18 protein-coding genes and 1 pseudogene are annotated in these 21079 nt (G+C 45.2%); 13 read left to right on the forward strand and 6 right to left on the reverse strand.

Annotated elements, in window-relative coordinates; genetic code table 11:
* Positions 1 to 140 precede the first annotated feature (140 nt).
* The 13 genes and pseudogenes from MEALZ_RS23335 to MEALZ_RS03845 all read left to right on the forward strand — a co-directional run bounded on the left by MEALZ_RS23335 (position 141) and on the right by MEALZ_RS03845 (position 13741).
* Entirely contained in the window at positions 141 to 392 is a 252-nt protein-coding gene (locus tag MEALZ_RS23335) for a hypothetical protein (RefSeq protein ID WP_223842346.1), read from the forward strand.
* 143 nt (positions 393 to 535) lie between these two features.
* Complete coding sequence (locus MEALZ_RS21475) at positions 536 to 1000, forward strand: transposase family protein (RefSeq protein WP_048481318.1); 465 nt, start codon at positions 536 to 538, stop codon at positions 998 to 1000.
* 6 nt (positions 1001 to 1006) lie between these two features.
* A pseudogene (locus MEALZ_RS23895) lies at positions 1007 to 1294 on the forward strand (ISL3 family transposase); the annotation flags it as partial.
* A gap of 49 nt (positions 1295 to 1343) precedes the next feature.
* Positions 1344 to 1763: a transposase gene (locus tag MEALZ_RS23700; protein ID WP_084685298.1), complete on the forward strand. Its 420-nt coding sequence runs from the start codon at positions 1344 to 1346 to the stop codon at positions 1761 to 1763.
* 547 nt (positions 1764 to 2310) lie between these two features.
* Positions 2311 to 2496 (forward strand): hypothetical protein, encoded by a 186-nt coding sequence (locus MEALZ_RS23345; protein ID WP_014147282.1) that lies wholly within the window; start codon positions 2311 to 2313, stop codon positions 2494 to 2496.
* Positions 2493 to 2675, forward strand: a complete 183-nt coding sequence (locus tag MEALZ_RS03810; protein ID WP_014147283.1) for a hypothetical protein — start codon at positions 2493 to 2495, stop codon at positions 2673 to 2675. The genes MEALZ_RS23345 and MEALZ_RS03810 overlap by 4 nt, the downstream gene beginning before the upstream one ends.
* 127 nt (positions 2676 to 2802) lie before the next feature.
* Entirely contained in the window at positions 2803 to 4605 is a 1803-nt protein-coding gene (gene rmuC, locus MEALZ_RS03815; RefSeq protein ID WP_014147284.1) for a DNA recombination protein RmuC, read from the forward strand.
* A gap of 80 nt (positions 4606 to 4685) precedes the next feature.
* Positions 4686 to 6548, forward strand: coding sequence for an anti-phage ZorAB system protein ZorA (gene zorA / locus MEALZ_RS03820; RefSeq protein WP_162472912.1), 1863 nt, complete (start codon positions 4686 to 4688; stop codon positions 6546 to 6548).
* The gene (locus MEALZ_RS03825) at positions 6545 to 7303 is read left to right on the forward strand and encodes an OmpA/MotB family protein (RefSeq protein ID WP_014147286.1); all 759 of its coding nucleotides are present in this window, start codon (positions 6545 to 6547) and stop codon (positions 7301 to 7303) included. Before zorA ends, MEALZ_RS03825 begins: the two co-directional genes overlap by 4 nt.
* A gap of 1 nt (position 7304) precedes the next feature.
* Positions 7305 to 8801, forward strand: coding sequence for an EH signature domain-containing protein (locus MEALZ_RS03830; protein ID WP_014147287.1), 1497 nt, complete (start codon positions 7305 to 7307; stop codon positions 8799 to 8801).
* Between the two features lie 8 nt (positions 8802 to 8809).
* A complete protein-coding gene (locus MEALZ_RS03835; protein ID WP_014147288.1) occupies positions 8810 to 11821 on the forward strand; it encodes a DEAD/DEAH box helicase in 3012 nt (1003 codons plus the stop codon).
* Positions 11822 to 11874: 53 nt separating this feature from the next.
* The gene (locus MEALZ_RS03840) at positions 11875 to 12765 is read left to right on the forward strand and encodes a hypothetical protein (RefSeq protein WP_014147289.1); all 891 of its coding nucleotides are present in this window, start codon (positions 11875 to 11877) and stop codon (positions 12763 to 12765) included.
* 313 nt (positions 12766 to 13078) lie between these two features.
* Positions 13079 to 13741 carry a metallophosphatase domain-containing protein gene (locus MEALZ_RS03845; RefSeq protein WP_014147290.1) on the forward strand — a complete coding sequence of 221 codons (663 nt, stop codon included), beginning with the start codon at positions 13079 to 13081 and terminating at the stop codon, positions 13739 to 13741.
* Positions 13742 to 13961: 220 nt separating this feature from the next.
* On the opposite strand, the gene MEALZ_RS03850 is transcribed toward MEALZ_RS03845, so the two are convergent.
* From MEALZ_RS03850 to MEALZ_RS03875, 6 genes are all read right to left on the reverse strand, one after another.
* Positions 13962 to 15230 (reverse strand): type II toxin-antitoxin system HipA family toxin, encoded by a 1269-nt coding sequence (locus tag MEALZ_RS03850; protein ID WP_223842347.1) that lies wholly within the window; start codon positions 15228 to 15230, stop codon positions 13962 to 13964.
* The gene (locus tag MEALZ_RS03855; RefSeq protein ID WP_014147292.1) at positions 15217 to 15555 is read right to left on the reverse strand and encodes a helix-turn-helix transcriptional regulator; all 339 of its coding nucleotides are present in this window, start codon (positions 15553 to 15555) and stop codon (positions 15217 to 15219) included. Before MEALZ_RS03855 ends, MEALZ_RS03850 begins: the two co-directional genes overlap by 14 nt.
* 1032 nt (positions 15556 to 16587) lie before the next feature.
* Entirely contained in the window at positions 16588 to 16998 is a 411-nt protein-coding gene (locus tag MEALZ_RS03860) for an HNH endonuclease (protein WP_014147293.1), read from the reverse strand.
* Positions 16999 to 17531: 533 nt separating this feature from the next.
* On the reverse strand, positions 17532 to 17816 hold the full coding sequence (locus MEALZ_RS03865; RefSeq protein ID WP_332881503.1) for a tyrosine-type recombinase/integrase: 285 nt from the start codon (positions 17814 to 17816) through the stop codon (positions 17532 to 17534).
* A 209-nt stretch (positions 17817 to 18025) separates the two neighbouring features.
* Positions 18026 to 19279, reverse strand: coding sequence for a glutamate-5-semialdehyde dehydrogenase (locus MEALZ_RS03870; protein ID WP_014147297.1), 1254 nt, complete (start codon positions 19277 to 19279; stop codon positions 18026 to 18028).
* 432 nt (positions 19280 to 19711) lie between these two features.
* On the reverse strand, positions 19712 to 20014 hold the full coding sequence (locus tag MEALZ_RS03875) for a DUF5710 domain-containing protein (RefSeq protein ID WP_014147298.1): 303 nt from the start codon (positions 20012 to 20014) through the stop codon (positions 19712 to 19714).
* Positions 20015 to 21079: the final 1065 nt, after the last annotated feature.

The following is a 21079-nucleotide window of genomic DNA, read 5'->3' on the forward strand; positions in this document are numbered from 1 at the left end:
TTCGCATGATGTGGTTGCATATTTGACCAGTTGATTGACCGTTACGCACTCCGTGCCAATTGCGTCGTGCCAACATTCGAGGACCCCCGCCAATTCGGACCGGATGAGGTCGATGGTATCCCACCGGCATAGACCGGCGAATGAATCATCTAAACCGGCCCAAACAATTGCACTGCGTATCCAATCCGACCACGATTCAAACGATCCAAATGGCATTAAATTTTGTCGGGGACGTCCCACGATATCGTATGCGCGCAACACGGTTAGCGCCGCAACAGCCAGATTTGCAAGGTTTTTTTCGATATATACCTATCGCACTTCAAATTTCGGCATTAGCGTATGGAGGCGTCGGGGGGTTCGGCAAAGGCTTTGCCAGCATGGAGCTGGCATAGAGCCTACATGGACGTATTCACGGTGTCCTTTGACGGGCATCCCTGCGCCGAATTTTGATCTGCGATGAGTATAATCTGCCAGAGGTCCGAAACCGAAGCCTGATATATAATACCGAAGCACCGTTACTTTTCCTTGAATACCGATGAATCAAGCGCAGATACAAATACCGCTGGATTTACCCAATGTCCGTGTCGAGAAATACGAACAAACCGACAAGGGCTTGGTGATCACAGTCGTTAGCACCTGTACTACGGCGGTGTGCCGGCAATGCGGTCGAACCATCGATAAATTTCACGGTTACGACAAAGCGATTACGTTACGGCATTTGCCCATCTTTGACCGGCCGGTCTGGATTCGCATCCGGCCGAAGCGCTTTCAATGCACCTACTGTGACAAAGGGCCGACCACGTCCCAGCGCTGCGAGTGGTATGAACCCAAAAGCCCGCATACCAAAGCCTATGAAAATTGGATTCTACGCGAGTTGGTTAATAGCACGCTCAGTGACGTCAGCCTGAAACAGGATCTGAGTGTCGAATGTATTGAGGGTACCCTGGATCGTCATATTCAGCGGCAAGTGGACTGGTCGGTGGTACCCAATTTGGCGTAGCTCGGCATTGACGAAATGGCCTTAAAGAAAGGGCATAAGGATTTTGTCGTTATCGTGTCAGGGCTGACGGCACAGCGCGAAAAGCATATCTTAGCGGTGTTACCGGATCGCAAAAAAGAGACGGTCAAGGCGTTTTTAAAGACGCTGCCGCCCCGGCAACACCGAAGCATCCGGCAAGTCTGTATCGACATGAACGAAGGTTATTGCAACGCGGTTCTAGAAACCCTGCCCGAGGCTCAGGTTGTGGTTGATCGCTTCCATGTCGCCAAAGCGCGCAAAACGGAAATGAAGCGTCTAAAAAAGACTCTGCCGGAGGTCAGAGTATGCACAATTGAAAGGGGTGATGTGGGCTTTCCTAAAACCCTGGGCAGCGCTAACAGAAGAACAGCAAGTGATGTTATTGCTGCTGTTTCAGTATGCAGCGATATTGAGAGACGTGTATGTGCAACGGGAAATGCTGACCGGTATTTTTGAGCAGCGACAGAGTAAAGCCCAGGCCGAACAAGCCTTAACGCAATGGCTGGGGCGAATCAAGGCATTGGGCTTAGAATGTTTTGCGCCTTTTATCACCACGTTGGATAACTGGCGGGATAAGATCACCAACTATTTTATTGGACGCGAAACCAGCGGCTTTGTTGAAGGGCTGAACAATAAAATCAAAGTGATCAAGCGCCGCTGCTATGGCATTTATAATCTGGGTCGATTATTCCAGCATATTTGGCTGGATGTCCAGGGGCGCCGGGTCTTTTTTGCGAATCACTAGATATTGGGGGTTACCACGGGAAATCCGGAAGAGCCAAAGTCTTAGCAACATGGAAATTTCAAAATACAAATACGAAGGCATTAAGTTACCCTTTATTTGAATCACTGAGCCAAAAAGCCTTCGCCGGTGAACTTTAGCGATGCATGAAAGGCATTATAAAACCACAGAGAGCACAGAATGTGGAAGAACATAAATCTCTGTGAACTCTGCGCTCTCTGTGGTTAAAAAATGACAAGAGACCTTTCAGAATGATCGCCGTCTGCGAGACAGCGGGTGGCGCATGGCGGTCACAATATTCCTTCAAAAGATATCCTGATTAGCAAGATGCTTCAGCTTGCCGAAGCCAACTGTCCGAGCAGTGACCAGTCGTAGCCACTTCTGCGGGACGGGTTATTTAACCCGTCCCCAACGTTTCGGTTTGCCCTAAACATTTCGGCTGACTTCGGCCAAAGTCAAAACGTTTAGAACGGGGTTGCAAACCCCGTCCTGCTAGGGATATGCTGGTTTTTGGGTTTTAGCTGAAGAAACTTGCTAATCAGGAAAGATATTGAGCGCCGATTTGCGCGCAGTTTACACAATTCTGCTCATCGATTTTAGTTATGCGGTAAACAACTGCTCATGCTTTATGAATATCGGTGACGAACCCATACTGGTATTAGAGCAGCAGGGAGAAAAGCGCGATGTGGTACACGATATTTTTTATCAACATTTTTTAAAAGAGGCAGGTTTATGAATGCCGTCAAGAAACAACCTTCTGAAAAAAGCAGAATCATTTTGGCTTCATTAAAAGAAGCTGTCGCCAACGCGCTGGAAAAAAAACGACGACTCGGCCAATATGCCGAGTTTTGGGAGGACGGCAAAGTCATTTACCGGGGAGAAGATGCGCCGCAAATGGAACAAAAACGGGATTAGTTTGTTTGTGTCTTTTTTAACTTGATAAAACCACAGAGGACACAGAGAAACACAGAGTTAAAGTCAAAAAACCTCTGTGAACTCTGTGCTCTCTGTGGTTAAAAAACAATAACAATAAGGAAAAAACATGCTTGATCCCCTTCTACTGAGCGGCGCGGCTGCCGTATTTTTGTCGTTAATCACGTTGCTGTTGATCTTGGTGCTACGCAAGGTCAGTGTCTTATCGCGTTCGAACTCCGAACAAATCCGGCTTGAATTGATACAGCTTCTGGAAAGGAACGAGGAATCGTTGAAAGACGGCTTGAGCGAATCACGCAAGGAACTGCGCGAAGTGAGCACTGAAAACCGGCGCGAAATGAGCGAATTGTTCAAGAATTTTCAGGATACCTTATTGAAAAGGGTCGTTGAAAACGGCAGTGAACAAAATCGGCAGTTAGGTAGTTTCAAAGATGCATTAAATGCCTTATCGGAAAAGCTGATCACCAACTCCAATGACTTCAAGCAAAGCGTCAGCGCGTCATTTCTGGCTTCCAGCGAGTCGTTGAACAAAAAACAAGATGAATTTAGGGAAAAAACGTTGGAAAAATTGGACGCTTTTGAAGAAAGCATCAAGACCGATGCGAAAGAGAACCGTCAAGAACTCAATGCCGGCTTAAAGTCGTTTGAGGAAAAGTCCGCGCAATCGATCCGACAGTTAAGCGAACAACTGCAGGCGCGGTTTTCCGAGTTCAATAAACAGCAGGAGTCCTTCGGAGAGAAAACCATCGGCCGATTGAACGGATTTCAAGAAGGCATTCAAAACGACGCAAAAGACAATCGCAAAGAGCTCAAAGAGGCCTTGAAATCGTTCGAAGACAAGTTCGGCGAAGGCCTCAAGGATTTCAACGAACAGCTTCGCTTACGCTTTGCCGACCTGAATAAACAACAACAAGAATCCGCGCAACAGGCCAAAACCAGCATCGCGGAAATCAGAGAAACGATCGAAAAACAACTGAAATCGATCCGCGAAGACAACACGACGCAGTTGAATGAGATGCGCAGAACCGTCGATGAGAAATTGCATGAAACACTGGAAAAACGCCTGGGCGAATCCTTCAAGCATGTCAGCGACCGTTTGGAGCAAGTTCATAAGGGGCTGGGCGAAATGCAGAATCTGGCCGTCGGCGTCGGCGATCTGAAAAAAGTGCTGTCGAACGTCAAAACGCGCGGCATTTTGGGCGAATATCAATTGGGCAACATACTCGAACAGATTTTGTCGCCGGATCAATACGACATCAATGTCGCGACCAAAAAAGGCAGTCAAGCCAACGTCGAATTTGCCGTCAAGTTGCCCGGCAAGGCCGACGACAAGACGGTCTGGTTGCCGATCGACTCCAAGTTTCCGTTGGAAAGCTATCAATCTTTGTTACTCGCTTTCGAGGAAGGCGATACGGTCAAGATTAACTTGGCGCAAAAGCAACTACTGAACGCGGTCGAGAGCTTCGCCAAGGATATCAGCAGTAAATATATCGACCCGCCGAATACCACCGATTTCGCGATTATGTTCCTGCCGGTGGAAAGTCTTTATGCCGAAATTCTACGGCACCCTGAACTATTTGAAAAACTGCAACGGACCTACCGAATCACGATTACCGGCCCGACCACGCTATCGGCCTTATTGAACAGTCTGCACATGGGCTTTAGAACCCTGGCCGTACAAAAACGCAGCAGTGAAGTGTGGAAAGTGTTGGCGGAGGTGAAGACCGAATTTTTGAAATATGCCGATCAATTAGAAAAGGTGAAGAAGCATCTGCACACCGCCTCCAATTCATTGGAAACCTTGCAAACCACGCGGGCCAACGCGATGGAAAGAAAACTACGCAACGTGGAGACGTTGGAGATAGATCAGGATGTCGAAACACTTGTATTGATTGGAAACGATTCAGAATAAAGGATACCTTAGAAATGAATAAAACCACTTTTGATTTATCGAGTTTACTGCCCAAATTTTCATTCCTTTTTAACGGTGGTATGACTGAAGGTGAAGGTTTAAGTGCTTTTTTTGTGCTGTTACTTTTGATTATTGCGGGTTTGTTTTTTGGATATGCGGTTTATGGCTATTTTTCCGCAGCTAAAAAGATTCGGTTCTATAAAGACTTGTTGGCAAATGTCGATCAAAATGAGTTGGCAGGTAAGCAAAGAGATATACGCAATAAAGCATTGGAACATGAGGGGTATGGTCGACTATGGCGTGAGTTTGATGAGTCTCTGGTTAAATCAAGCGATGGTAAACGCCTTTTCAATACACTGGATGCGGCTCATTTTTTTAATGTATCGACTTTGGCGGGTAGGCTTACGCAAAATCGATTATTGGCCGCCGTTCCAGGATTTTTGACGGCTATCGGCGTAGTGGGCACTTTTGTCGGCTTGCAGTTGGCGTTATCGCAGTTACAACTACAACAAAATGCCGGTGTCGAGGAGCTTCGCGATGGCATCGGCAGTTTGATCAATGGCGCTTCAATTGCTTTTATGACTTCGATCTGGGGGATAGGAACCAGTTTATTGTTTAATTTTGGTGAAAAACTTTTGGAAAGAGGCGTACGGAAAGATATTTATCAATTGCAAAACCAGATCGACTATTTATTTCCAAGAATCAATGCAGAACAATCGTTGGTAGCGATAGCCGATCACAGTCGTTCATCAGACGAAACTTTACAGGGGTTAGCCGAAAAAATTGGCGACCGTTTGCAAGAGGCTTTGATTCAAACGACGTCGTCTATTCAAGTCGGTTTGGAAAATAGTTTGAATCAGATCATGGCGCCGGCGATTCAATCGTTAGTGGATAATGCCAATAAGGGATCTGAACAGGCATTGGAAAGCCTGTTGACCAAGTTCATAGACGGTGTCGGCGAAGCAGGTAAGTCTCAAAAAGATATGATGGAAGAGGCATCGAAAAGCGTCGGTAGTGCCGTAAACGAGATGGGAAGCCAAATGCAGAATTTTGTCGGGCAATTGGAACAACATCAGAAAAATAGTCAACAGTTGGCCAGTGCTCAGGTTGAGCAGATTAAAACGCAACTTCAACAGATTACCGATGCGAGTCAACAGACCTTGGCCCAGACTGCGGAAAATACGCAGGATATTTTTCTGGGTTTGCAACAACGGCTCCAGCAACAATACGATGAGCAACAAAAGACCGATCGACAGCGGCAAGAGGTTTTCGAACAGGGGGTGGAGAATTCCAAACAAAATCAGCAACAAATCATGGATAGAATTGAGCAAATGCTTACCGTGCAAAATGCCGCTTCAGCTCAAATCCATGAGCAACTGGAATTATTGTTGGCATCATTCAAACAAGTCACTTCCGAAAATTCGGCGGCAAGTAAAAGTCTGATGCAATCGAGCCAGCAAATGACCAGTGTCTCGAATCAATTAGGCCTGCTTTCAACCAATGTCAAACAAGCGGCCGAGGCTATTTCGGAACCTGTTTTACAATTGCTGGAAGCCAATCGACAAGTCAGCGCCGAAAATAAAGCGGTATTGGAGCAAAGCCAAGTTATATTTGCCGATTTAAGTCGTTTAAATGTGCAGTTCGACGAGGTCGGCAAGACCCTATTGCAAGCCAGTAAGCATGCGGAAACCGGATTCAACGCATTGGATCAGCATTTGGAAGCGTTTAAAAATGGACTAAAAACGCATATCCAGGATTTGGAAGATGAATTGTCAAAATTGCTTAATAGTTATTCCGAGCAGGTTCAAGATCAAACTTATGCTCGCTTGAATCAATGGAACGAGCAAACCCGGGAATATGCCACCACCATGAAAGATGTCGTTGAGTCCATAGCTTCTGTTGTGGATGAAATTGAAACCAAAGCATCAGGAAACTATGCATGAAACTAGGAGCGCGTTCTCATTCCGAAAATGTCGATGAAGAAAATCCTTACTGGATTTCTTTTTCCGATATTATGGCCGGCCTTTTGGTTATTTTTATCATGGCGTCTTTGGCGTTGATTCTGGAATTGATTCAGGTTCAGGAAAAACTGAAACAAACACAAATTGAAGTCACGGAGGCGATAAAAGAGATTGCGAAAGCGGAACAAGTCAGGCGGGATATTCTTTATGAGATCAAAGAGGAATTGATGCAAAAAAATATTCTGGTAGAGGTTAGCGACAACGATAGTGTGCTGAGGATTCCGGATCAACAGCTCAGCTTTAAAACCAATGAATACACGATTCCGCCGGAAAAATCATCGCAATTGATCGTAAAAGCGATCGGCAATGCTTTGCATCGTTCCATTACCAAGGAAAGCAGATTTCAATATTTGGATACGGTTTTTGTCGAGGGCCATACCGACAGTCGGCGATCTCCAAGACATATGGGCAATTGGGGACTTTCGACATTCCGGGCCATTTCAATCTGGAATTTCTGGAATGAACAACTCGATCATGAAGATCCGCTCGCCGGTTTGAAAAATCATGATGGCAAACCGTTGTTTTCGGTGAGCGGTTATGCCGAGACGCGTCCGGTCAATTTGCTGGAAAGAACCGAAGCCGAGTTGCAACAAAATCGCCGAATCGATATCCGTTTTACCGTCAAACGGCCTACGATCCATCAATATGAACAAGTCAATGCGTTGATGGCCGAATGATATGTTAAAACTGCCTGCAATGAATTTTAGCTTGCCTGAATGGGAGCCTAAGCGCGATTTCGCTCCGTATGAAAGCCTGACGGAATCATTGATGCAGATGAGCCGAAAGACGGGATTTCAATCAAAAGCGTTTTTAAAGAGTTGCAATGCTATTTTTACAAAAGCAAAGCAGGGAAAAGTATCGGAAATCCCCGGGTTGATCCGAAAACCATTGGATGTCAGAGCGTTGACGACGTTGTGGTTATCGGAGCTATTTTTCGAGATGTGTCCGGTAACTCAAGAATTGATCAATGCCCTGTATCATCCAAGACCGTTTTTGAGCAAATTAGTTATCCAGCAACTATTGCGTTTATTTTTTCAGCGCTTCGAGCAAGCCGGTGATCTAAATGCGTTGCTTCATTGTTTACATCAGGAGCTCGGTCGCAGTGCCAAACAATTAAAATCAAGCAGTTTAGGGAAGCTCATCAAACATAAAACTAAAATAATCAACGTTGAAGGGCCTTCCTGGGTGGCTAAAACTGCCATTTCCAAAAAGACGGATCTCGATATTTTTATCGAATCGATCGGCTTAAAAAGTTTTGCCGAATCCCGTTTTTATTCGCTTTGCCAAAATCATTATTACCTTGAGCAATTACGAAAGCTCGAACCTTGGCACCCCGATCCTTTATTACAGGAAATTATCAAACCATCTGTGTATGAATCTCCCTATAATCAAACCGAAATGCTGGGGCATGAAATTTTAAGGATATTGATTGATCGATCGCCGAAAGAAAAGGTTGATGAGCAATGGCAAGGCATTATTTTGACGATTGCAGGCGATCCCAGAATGTCAAAAAGTTCACCACGCTATCAACGTTGGTGGACTGCGTTAAGTACACAGCAAATACAGAAAGTCAGGGGCTGGTTGTCACGGTTTGATCTGCTGTTGTTTTTAAAGGTTCTGGAAGATTACGCTGATATGAATGGAAAAGAAGACATGAACCGGATGTTTCCAGCCAGAAAAAAATTTTTGGAAGGGTTGTTTGATTTGGGATTGGTAGAAGATAGTCGATTATTTATCAATAAGAATGCCGAGTACTATTTGAAGAAAAATTATAAAAAAGATGAATTACCTTATTACTCAATTGTTGCCGACCCTAATAGGTCAATGATTTACCTAAAAGTTAAAGGCAAGCATATGATTGAAGGGACGCATAATTTTAAGCTATGGATTTATGAAGATCTTCCGCCTGATAGCCAAATATTTAATCTTGAGGAAAAATATTTTGCACCGAAAGAATTGACTACAAAGCTTGAGTCTAATTTTTACAAATACTTTAATGGTTTAAGTATAAAGTCACCTGTATCAATAACTCATAATGGTGATTGGCAATATAAGGCAATTGACGCTTTTGAATCTTTCGGTGTAAGAATTAACCCTGAAAAAGTTCTCACTGAAAAAATGTATTTACAATATAAAAGAAAAGTCGGATTACAGAGTAATTTCAGAATGTTGTGAAAAATTGAATGAGTTTAAAAAATCTAATAAAAAAAGTTCTAATCAATGGCTCGACTACCTCATTTTCGGTTTTGCCTGACAGTGAAGGCCTCAATCTTTTTATCGAATACGAGCTATTTAAAGACTGTGCAGTAGGAAACGCGGATTTACTGCTTTTGAATCAATATGCCTGCTTGCAAATGCTGGTTGAAGAAGGATTGGCGGAGTCGATTCGAAATGGTTTTGTGATACCCAGTGAAAATGCAGTATGTTTGGATGAGGGTGTCAGATATTTACTGAAACTTCCTCCCGTATTTGAAGGCAGAGTGTCTACACGAGTAGAAGGCCAATCTTCTCAGGCCGCTTTTGCTGTGCGTTTGGTTTTGAACTATTTAGGCGAAGATATCTATCAGTATGAATTAGTCGGACCGTGTTTAAAACTGAGTGAAAAAGAAATTTTTTTATTGAATCAGGCGCAATGGTCGGCATTCAAGTGCGTGGCGATGCATCAGCAACTGTCAACGGCCGATAAAAGCGAACAACAAAATCTGTTATTGATTCATCGATTACAACAAGCTCAAAAGGCGGGCCTCGATATCGATTTATCGCATTTCAACAAGCTGTATATTCTGCACCCGGAACAAGTCGGTGTGGCAGCCGAGCAAGATGATAATGGTGATTTGATTCTGACGCCCACTTTCGGCGCAGGTATAGATCCGCGCGATACCTCCATTCGTTTAGGACAATTAAAAGGCGCAAATGATGTCGCTTCTTTGCGCATTCGTGATGATATCGTCTTGCTTGATGAAGATAGATTTAAAGCTACGCAGGAAATATTGACCAACCGGCGCATTGCAAAAGATCAAGTGAAACATTTTTTGGCAACGCCTTCCGCATTTTTGAATGCCGCCTTGGTGGATTTGGATACCGGCTTTTCATTACGGGTTAAGGGGGCGACGGCATTTCATCATGGCTATTTTGGAGATACCGACGAATCGGGGATTGATTGGTTCGGATCCTTGGCCGAAAAAACCATTCATGCGCCACTCGCCGATCAATTGCATGATCTTGAAGAAGTCGAGGCGTTCGAGAAAAAGTTTCATGACGCGAAGGCTCATGGTGCGGATTCAATGGTTTTTAACGGACAAAACATTGATATTTCCAATCCGCAAGCGATCGAACAACAGATTAGACAGTTGAAAAAGGAATTTAGCCGGACAACTCGGCAGCACGAAAGTCCAGCCCCCATCGAAACTGAAGCGCCAATGGAAAGAGCGGTCGTCGATATTGTAACTAATGATGAGATTTTGGAGTTTGGCGGTCTGGCGCTGCTGAACCGGGCCGAACAATCGATATTTACCGAAAAAATTGATTTTACTGTTTACCGTCGTCAACCTTATCCACATCAAGAAGACGGGGTTCGTTGGCTATTGGGGTTGATGCAATGTGCCTTGAAACCATCCGGTTCTAAAATTGAAGGCGCTTTATTGGCTGACGACATGGGTTTAGGTAAAACCTATATGTCGTTAGTGGCTTTGTCTGAGTTTTATAGGTTAACCGAGTCATCAGGAGACACAAGAAGACCGGTATTGATTGTTGCCCCTCTCAGTTTGGTTGAGAACTGGATCGATGAAACGGATAAGACCTTCATGAAAAGCCCATTCAAGGATGTCGTTGTGTTGCAGTCGGGCAAAGACCTTAAAAAATACAAAATACAAGGAGCTTCAACCGAAACCAAGCAGGCCGTTACTGACGATTCGTCATTGGATTCCGAAAGTATCAGATATTCATTGAAAGTCGGTAAGTATTATGGAAACGATCGCCTTGATCTACCGCAACGTTTGGTTGTGACAACTTATCAAACACTCAGAGATTACCAGTTTTCTTTGTGCCGTATCGATTGGCAACTGGTGATATTCGATGAGGCGCAAAACATCAAAAATCCGAATGCCTTGCAAACCCGTGCTGGCAAGGGCCTAAAAGCACGATTTAAATTATTGGCGACAGGGACGCCGGTGGAGAATTCGCTTTCTGACTTTTGGTGTCTTATGGATACGGCTCAACCGGGTCTTTTGGGTTCTTACCAAGAATTCAGAACGCAGTTTATCAAGCCGATTAATCAAGTCGGTGACAATGAAGACGCGGCCAGGGTCAGGCTGGAAGTCGGCAAAAAACTGAGGCAGCAAGTGGGCACTTTTATGTTGAGGCGAATGAAGGAGGATCAATTAGACGGCTTGCCTGAAAAGAGAATATTCGTTGGTGCCGGCAATAACAATCAATCGGGTTGGCAATACGAGCCCCGTTTGGCTTCAGTTATGAAGAATGGACAGTTAAATGCTTATGACCAAGTGCTTGCCGATATTCAATCGATCAAGAGTAATGGCGGGGACGCCCGAGGCGCAATTCTGCAAGCGTTACAGGAGTTACGGGCAATTTCTCTTCACCCTGTATTGATGCAAAAGTCTGAACATCCGAATGATCTTGAACCGAAAAAGTTTTCTTCTCAATCGGAAAAGATTTTGTGCGCTCTGCAAGTCTTAAATGAAATTCAAAAGAGGCAAGAAAAGGTCATTATTTTTATCATCAACAAAAATCTGCAGCGCTTACTCAAGCTTTGTTTGTCCCAGTTGTATCGCGTTCCCGTCAATGTCATCAATGGCGATACCAAGGCGGTTGTTAGTACCAAAGGCGCCGAAACCAGAAAACAATTGATTGAACAGTTCGAGGCTCAAAAAGGATTTGGTATTATTATCATGTCCCCCATTGCAGCCGGCGTCGGTTTAACGGTCGTAGGCGCAAATAATGTCATTCATCTTGAAAGACATTGGAATCCGGCAAAAGAGGCTCAGGCAACCGATCGTGTTTATCGAATCGGGCAGCAAAAGAACGTCAATATTTACATTCCAGTTTTGTTGCATCCTAAGCATACTTCCTTCGATCTAAATTTAAATAGCCTATTGCAGAATAAAATCGACCTGAAAGATGCAGTCGTTACGCCTCAGGTAGTCACGCCGGATGAGATGTTCAGTGTTTTTCAATAATCTTTATTCAACCCTCCATGCTCTCGTAATGTTCATGAATTTACTTGCTTTTCATGTCTAAACTCCGCAACTTCAACTGGCGTCAAGAATCCGTATATCTGATTGATACCCAGGATAAGCAAGTTTGGCGAGAACAAAAGGCCAAGAGTTTTAGCGACTGGCTGAAAACCCGTGCCGAGAAGGAGGGCGTGCGGATTTCAGTGCTTTGGCGCTATCTGAGGGTTGGGCGTTTTGCCGTCGAATTGCAAACGGGCGGATGGGAAAACGTAAAGACACCGCTGGATATTCCGGAAGGCATTAATGCCGACTCTATCGAATTGTTGGAAAAAATCAATCGAGTTGCGACCGAGAGCGATTTCAACGGTTTGGCTGAGGCGCTGTACCAAAAAAAAATCAAACGACCGCAACTCCTCAAAACCTGGCAGATTTACCGTGAAGCCATTCCGGAAGGTCAAACCGCGAGAGGGCGGGGTACCCAGCGTCCCGTTGTAGACGAAAAGAATCGGTATAAGCAACAGTTATCATTCAAACATAATGTATTACGCCGGCTTGAAGCTACCGATCCTGTTGAATTGGGCTATGAAAGTGGCGCTGCTTTGCGGATTTTTAATCCACTCAGCGAAGGTCAAAAGAACTCTGGTTACGATGCCATCATGGTCGTATTCAATGAGCACCGAGTCATAGACGTGGCTGTTATTGTAATTCAGGTAGAAGAGGCGGTTGATCGCGAAATGGAAGACCACTTTTCGAAGGAAAGGACTTGGCTGATCGCTCAAGAGTCAATCTTGGCCAAAGCTGCCAAAGGTTCTCGAAATACTTACCCGGATCAGTGGGGCATCATGGTTGCGGCGGCGAACGAATTGCGCATCGAACGGAAACCACCTCAGAATTCAGCGCCAATGGCATTTTCTGTCAGCGAGTTGCTGCTAGATTTCGTGAAATGACAAGAGCAGTTCATAAATGTTCCTGATTAGCAAGATGCTTCAGCTTGCCGAAGTCAACTGTCCGAGCAGTGGCCAGTCGTAGCCACTTCTGCGGGACGGGTTATTTAACCCGTCCCCAACGTTTCGGTTTGCCCTAAACAATTCGGCTGACTTCGGCCAAAGCCAAAACGTTTAGGACGGGGTTGCAAACCCCGTCCTGCTAGGGATATGCTGGTTTTTGGGCTTTAGCTGAAGAAACTTGCTAATCAGGTAAATGTTTGCGGAAGATCGTTTTTAGGTTAATATGTCTAGCAACAAGACATAAGGAGAGACAATGGCACCGATCGACAATCAAAATAAACCCGCTTTACGCCTGGTTTGCCTGTCAGACCTGCATGATGCGCAGCAAACAGTGTCGGTGCCGGATGGCGATGTACTGATCGTCGCCGGCGATATCTGTTTAGAAGGAAGGCTAGCCGAGGTCAAACGTTTCGACGATTGGTTAGGTACGCTGCCGCATCGGTGCAAACTCGTGATTGCCGGAAATCATGACTGGCCGTTTGAAATAGTGGGGAAGGGCGCGGCAATAAATCTGCTCAAAAACGCCATTTATCTTGAAGACGCAGGCATTGAAATCAATGGCGTGAACTTTTGGGGATCGCCCTGGCAGCCGGAGTTTTGTGATTGGGCGTTCAATCTACCGCGCGGTCCTCGATTAGCCGAGATTTGGGATGGCATTCCGAGTAATACCGACGTATTGATAACGCATACGCCGCCCTATGGTATTTTGGATGAGGTGTTTGGTGAACATGTCGGCTGCGAAGCGTTGGCTGTCGCTGTTCAACGCGTTCGGCCAAAATTTCATGTTTTTGGCCACATTCATGAATGTCATGGCGTGTTAAAGCAAGGTGAAACGACCTATGTCAACGCCAGCCTGCATGATGAAAGATTTTGTCTCAGACATCAACCGATCGTCCTCGATTTGCAGGACCCATGATTCGATCAAGGTTTTATGATCGCGGCCGGCCTGCTGCCGCAACTGGAACAGTTGGGGGAATGTTTTTGAGGCTCACGGATTCAATACAACAAGACTTGTGGCTCATGAATTTAAAAAAATGAGCCACAAAATGATCGGTTCATTTGACGAGTATTCCAAGTGTCGCTACCCATGCGATTATCAAAGAATTGAGCATCCAAAACCGATGGGCGAATGCGTATTACTCTTCAAACACTGACGGGTTCAGAAACTGCCGTTTCCAAAATAGTTTTCGATCAATCTCACTGAGCTTGGCCTCATCGCACACGTTGTTCCAATTTGCTTCAATGGCTTCGCGATGCCTATCGAAAATGGCTTTCGCTTCATCCTGCGGGAGTTGAAAGTGGGGTGCTGCCGTAAGGCACGACTTGAGTTTGCTCAGATTGTTGTTCCCGGAAATGAGCATGGCTTGTGAGGCTTCATTACCGGTACGGTTTTGCGGGCAAATATCGTAAGCAGGTGTAAGGCTGAGTGTTTTGCCGTTCCAAAAGGCCGCGTGATTGCGTGCGTGGTCATCGGTATTGCCGCACAAGATGTTAAAGACGAGACGAGAAAACAGCTCTTCGAGCGTTTTTTTGGGGTTGTCGAAGCGATGTCGTATGATTTCTGCAAACGTTTCATAGCTCGCGTAACGCACCATCATGTCGTCGAGGCCAAACAGCGTTAAGGCGGAAACCATGGCTTTGCGCGTCCAGCCATGGTCGGTTTTTTCGCGATCAAACCGTTCGATCAGAAGGATGTCCTTGTTTGCGGCTTGAACAAGCTTTACGGGGGCAGCTTTCACCCCGGCTGCGACCGCCAGCCGCATGGCGATGAATTCAGCCTTTACGACACTGTAGAGGTCGGAACTCGATGAAAATTTGGCGATGTATTTTGTTCCTTGGTCTTCGATCAAGGCCTTGGGGCGTGCGCCACCGATAGAGCTTCCATGGAAGAGCGCTTGATCCAGCTCCGGCGTGAGCGGAATACCTTGCTCGACTCGTTCGGCGGATTTAAGCAATTCTTCCAGCGGGACATTTCTTGCGGAGCGGGGGATGTATTCACTTGGCGAGCGCTGGAAATCCAGAGCGCCGATACGATCAGAGCCCGATTCCAGTAAATAGGTCAGTTCGCCAAGCGCATCGGTATCCGTATCTTTGCCTTTCCGTCCAAGCTTTATATTGATGATGACGCGTCGTCCCCATGCGTCCGGAGCGGCATCACGAATACAGCCAGGCATGCTCAGCCCATCCGGTAGTGGCAATATCCCCTTCTTGAGCGGTAGCTCCGGCAGGTAGATGGGAATAGCCGGGGCCGTATCCTTGACGCGCTCCAGATAGCTTTTGCCGTAGTTGAAATGAATATTGCCCTGATCGTCGGCTTCAAGCTTGCCCGCGACGACCGGCTCGGTTGCCTCAGGCAACCATATCCAGACATAGGCTTCTTTATCGGCGTGATTAGAAGTCATCATCAACGACTTTTACTTTCTTCCGCACAGACCTCGGGAGAAGCGCGAGCTTGTCCTCGGTTTGACGAATATGCCCATTGAGCGTCGTCGCTTCGATATCAAAAAGTTTGATGCCGACTAGGGCGGCAACTTCAAAAGTTGCCCCGAGTTCGCACTTGGGATCTCCTTTTTCAATGCGCTGCAAAAGTCCGCGCGAGATACCGGCGCGTTCGGCAACCTCTTGTGCGGTCATCTTACGCTCTATTCGTGCGGCGCGGATGAGCTTGCCCAGAAGCGTCATCGCTTCACGGCTATAGCGGGAATAGGTGCGTGCCGATACTTTGGCCATAGTTTAACTGTTGGTTTATAAATGGATCGCAGGGCTATCTTGTGATCGGCATGCGAATCACATTAGCAGTTCCCAAGCGCTTCGGCAAGTAAGAAAAGGTTTATATATGACTCATAATAATGCTTTATGTTTTATATATAGATCATAGTTTTGGATTTTTCAAGGGCTCACGCTACGAGCCAAGTAACAAAAAACCGCATATGGAAAACATTAAGAAACAGGTCTGCTCTTTTTAGGTGTTAACGGACCTGAATATTTGTATGTACGGGCGAATTCATCACACTGCGTCACCCGAGGATATTGCTCAGCTATCAGCCTGGCTACAACATCACGCAGGTACGGAAAATTCTTTGTATCGTTGAGTTGGAAGCCAGGTCGTTGAAGGCGGTCAATTTATTCTGGAGATTGGCGCCATCCTAGTAAAAAGGCACGAAAACAGCAAAACGACCCTTTCAAAACTGACCGCTCACGGCCATTATGTGAAGTTTCCTTTTATGTGCAGCGGTTTTGCTTAACCATGATGAAAGCTGGCTGTAAATACTCTATCGCGCTCGCAATCTTTGCATAATTTCCATGATTTAAAACAAGCTTTCAAATACACTAAAAGGGAGCAATATCAGCTTTTATTCCAGTCGATGTCATCTGGCCATTTGAATTATCATTTTTTATCGACATGACGGATAAATTCCGCATGATTGTTTTCCTGTTTAGAACTAATTTAAGTAAAAAAAGTTATCTGTTGTACTGAGGGTTGTTTTCTGAATTGAACAACAGATAATCTCTCCCTGAAGTTTGCAAAAATTATGACCAACTTTTTATCTGGATGCCTTGCTAAATCCGCTTGATTCCTAATGTCAGTTATTCGAAACTAAGAAACTGTGCATAAAAGGAAACTTCACATAACGGCCAACTTCCGACCTTCGAGGTTGATTTCTGAATGACCGGTTTATGTTATAAATTGCTCGTTTAATGCTGCAAATATCCGAACGTAAAAGCGAGTAGCGGTTTTTGTAATCCGAGTTAATTTGTTTGTTAGCCAAAGTGCTTTTCCTTATGACAATTGGGACAAAGAGCTTCCGCATTTTCAACTGTGTCATCGCCACCATTGGATAGGAACACTTTATGATGGACCTCTAGGTAAGGCTTATCATCTTTACGTCTTTTAAAAGGGGCTGGTTTTCCACATGACTCACACTTTCCTTTTGCCCTTATTAGCACTTCAGCTACCACATCCGGATTTCTTTTAAAAACAGTTACTATAGTTTCCATCTTAGATGGTGTTTTGTGCGAAGATGCCAATCGGTTTTGTCGTTGTGTGGCATCACTATCCAGGCTTTGCTTAACTTGAAGCTCAAACTGTGACGAGTAATGCTCATAGGAAAAACAAAAGCTCTTAAATTGATGTTTTTCCATAAAGGCTATAACGGTATCGAACTCATCCAAGCTGTTTACGATGAATTTGTTCCATACGCCATTGCCTAATAAAAGCTTTAGTTCGACACTCCCATCGCCTCTTGCACTTACAATAGTGTAATCGCCTATCTTGGTGTCATTGTATCGATATTGCGGACGTACAAAATATCAAAGTCACCAACATAGAATGTGTTCAACTTATTTAGTATTTCTAGGAATAGTTGAGATTTTTGCTTATTGTTTTCCAGCCAGTTTTTAGCTTTGGGTTTATCGTCAATATTTCTTGATCTTGGTGATGGCATATAGTTTTCCTGCCTGTATAGGCGTTGGTGACAATAAATCCGGCCGCTAAAGTTCTAGTTTCAGCCATTGCATCAAATCAATCAACAGTTCGCAAAGGGTCGATACCGACCATAATATTTAATTATCGCTAAAAATCCCATATTTCGGACAAAAAATCCGGTCAACGAGCCGCGCATTACAATAGGAGTAATTATTCAGATCCCCTGCGGTATTTGGATGCTTTTTCATCCGGATTTCTTGGAAGGTTTCGGTCAATAGTTTTAAGCGCTGTTTTTTGCCGCATTCAACATGGCCGCCGTTGCACGACTGGCCGACTCTCTGACGGGGCCGAGATCGAGTCGCGCATAAATCGCGGTGGATCGGGTGCTTTTATGATTGAGGCTTTTGCCAATCGTCAACAGACTGGCTCCGGTTTTCGCTTGCCAACTGCCTAACGTGCGGCGCAGATCATGAATCCGTAAATCGGCGCGCCCTGCGCGTTCAAGCAATCGTTGCCCAGCTTTTTGTGCAGAGCAGACATTTCTACAGAAGCGATTTTGGATAATTTGCGTTTAAATAAAAAAAGAGCTTTAGATCGTTTCGATCTAAGCTCTTTTTTTGGTCAACCTAAAACAATAGTCATATACCTTTCGCGCTTCAAATTGTAGTAGTGTCTGAAGAGGGGTGGTTGCGGCAAAGGTTTTACGAGTATTGAGCTGGCTTAGATCCTATATAGACGGCCCTCGGTGCCGAATTTGATCTACGCTGGTATAGGTTAATTCCTCAAATGGCCATTGCCATAGGCTACCCACTTATAGGTTGTCAGTTCATCCGGCCCGACCGGGCCGCGGGCGTGTAGTTTGTCGGTGCTGATGCCGACTACCGATCCCAAGCCGTAATCGCCGCCGCCCGATAATCTTGTGGAAGCATTGATCAATACCGAGGCCGAGTCAACCTGATGCTCGAATTGTTGAGCCATGTTTAGGCTTTGCGTAACAATGGCATCGGTATGTCCCGATCCATAGTGATTGATATGATCGATCGCTTCATTAATGCCGTTAACGATTTTTATTGAAAGTATCGGCGCCAGATATTCGCTATGCCAATCTTCTTCTGTCGCAGGGGCAATACTTGGTAAGAGCTTTTGTGTCTTTTCGCAGCCGCGTAGCTCGATATTGTTTGCGTCAAATGCTGCCTGAAGCAGCGGTAGCATTTGTTCCGCGCATTTTTGGTCGATCAATAAGGTTTCAAGTGCGTTACAGACTTGAACGCTTTGGCATTTCGAATTGATCGCTAGATCGACCGATTGAGCAGGGGCCGCGTCTGCCGCGATATAAAGATGACAGATGCCGTCGTAATGTTTGATGACAGGAATTCGGGTGCCTTCGGCGATACGTTTGATCAAGTCTTTGCCGCCGCGCGGAATCAATACGTCTATATAATCATCCATCTTGAGCAGTTCTCCAACAGCCTCATGACCGGGCGTGCGGATAATCTGTATCGCATGTTCCGGAAGACCGGCGGCTACAGCGCCTTCAATCATCGCATCTGCCAGGAGCATGTTAGTTTGCAGTGCTTCCGAACCGCCTCGCAAGATGACGGCATTACCGCTTTTGATACAAACTCCGGCGGCATCGGTGGTGACATTAGGCCGCGATTCGTAAATGATGCCGATGACGCCAAGCGGAACCGATTTTTTAAACACCTGAAGTCCGGCGGGATTGGTATGGCCTTCAAGTACGCGATTTAACGGGTCCGGCCGTCGAGCGACTTTATTTAGCCTCGATATCATATATTGAAAAACTTTGTCGTCGATCGTCAAACGTTTGACCAGTGCATTCGACTGTCCAACTTGCCGAGCTTTTTCGACTTCTTCGGCATTGACTTCCAGAACCCGGTGTTTAGCTGATTGAAGCGAGTCGACCATTTTTGAAAGCGCAAGATTACGCAGTGACTCGGATGTCGATGATAATTGACGTGCCGCAAGACGGCTTTGTTTGGCAATGGCTTGAACGGAACTGCTATTCACAATGGATCCATGGTTACTTTTTAAAGCCTGAAGGTTAGCAGTAAATCGATAGCGGCACAAAATCGGTCAATTTGATTACGAGCTTCGAGTGGCTTTATTTGTTGTTGTCTTCCGAGTTTCTTTGTTCGGTGGCGACAAGTGAAAAGAATGACAAAGTTCAGTGTTGCGGGAGGTTGTGCCTTTTACACTTCAAATTTCGGCGATGCTTAAGGAGGCGCCGGGGTGATCGGTCCCTCACTTAACGCTAGGTGAGAGACTGGCATAGAGTCTATATGGATGTATTCATCCAGCACCTAAATTCCATAGCCCATTGGCTATGGTTAATGTCTTAGATAATTTAGGTGCTGGGTTCACGGCGTCCTTTGACGGTCATCCCGGTGCCGAATTTTGATTTTTCGATGAGTATATTTTGTTTATTTTCACAAGATAAGTTTATTCCCATGGCGGCTCATCACCGCTATAGGCTACAAAGTCTTTATCTGTTGCATAGGTAATAACGCCCGGGCCGACGTTATTAGTTGTGTGGCTTCTTTTGATGGATGAAGCCGATTCAGCATCGGAAGCCAAAGTCGACTTGGGTGTTTCGTCTTGTGATTGCCATTGCGCAAAAAGTGATATGTCCTTATTGCCTGGGACATACCATTTCTTTTGAGCAGGATCCCATCTTGCGCCGAGCGCTTTAGCCGCATCTTTTTGCGCATACGGCACATTCAGGTAAGTTTTTGATTCGGCCATTTATTAGCGGTAAGAACTTAATGCGTTGCTTTATGCGAAGCTTGTCGGTTTAAAGTTGATTAAATTAAAGAAACGATCGCGTAGATTTGCATACGATTTTTGTATAGGCGACCAAATGCCTGGTAAGACACGAAGGCAAAATGCTGCGATGTTTTCCCCTTCGGCCTCTTTAACCACAAAAATAAAATAAATAACGGTTAACACATAAATAAACTCTGACATATTTTCGTCCTGATAGCATTGATTGTTGTTGTAATTTTCCGTCTGAAAATGATGATTCGGAATGTGCTTTCATTTCTTGTTGGCGAGTGAATATAGCAGAAGTTACTCAAAAAAGGTAAGCGAATGTAATTCAGTTCATCGGGAAAATCAGAGCGGAGGGCGAAATATACCTTTCGCATTTCAAATTTCGGCAGTGCCAAAGGAGGCGCCTGGGTGTCCGGTCGATTTTCGCTCCTGCAAAATCGACATTCACGCCATCCATGGCGCTCATAAAGGCTTTGCCAGCATGGAGCTGGCATAGAGCCTACATGGACGTATTCACGGCGTCCTTTAGCGGACCCCAGGTGCCGAATTTTGATCTACGACGGGTATATTACTGGACAATTGCTTTATATTTGGATGTCTTTTGCTTGATACGTTTCATAGTTCTCAAATATCTGCTTGAAAATCATATAACCTTTATCCTAATTCTGTCGGTTGGATCCGGGGGGGCTTCCGAGTCGTTCAAGAGATCGCAGTTCGTGGTGTACTTAAATCAAGGCATAATGAGTTTGAGAAATGTATAGGTGTTAATGCCGGATCAAAACGCATTTCGACAAGCTTAGGATTTAGTCATAAATAACTTCCTTATTATTTATTCAGGGTAGCTAGGATGGGTAACTGGATTGACATGTGTTGGTGGCTGTCAAGTGAGTTGCCGAATCCGTTCCTAAGTACATAGGTTCAGAAAGTTATTTGTCACGAAATCCTTAGTACGAACAGAAGGTGTTAAAACTATTGAATTTTATGTTCTAGGGTAGAGGTTATGGGCAATTGCGCATTGCCGGCTTAATGTTTTTCACA

Source organism: Methylotuvimicrobium alcaliphilum 20Z, from assembly GCF_000968535.2.
GTDB lineage: Bacteria > Pseudomonadota > Gammaproteobacteria > Methylococcales > Methylomonadaceae > Methylotuvimicrobium > Methylotuvimicrobium alcaliphilum.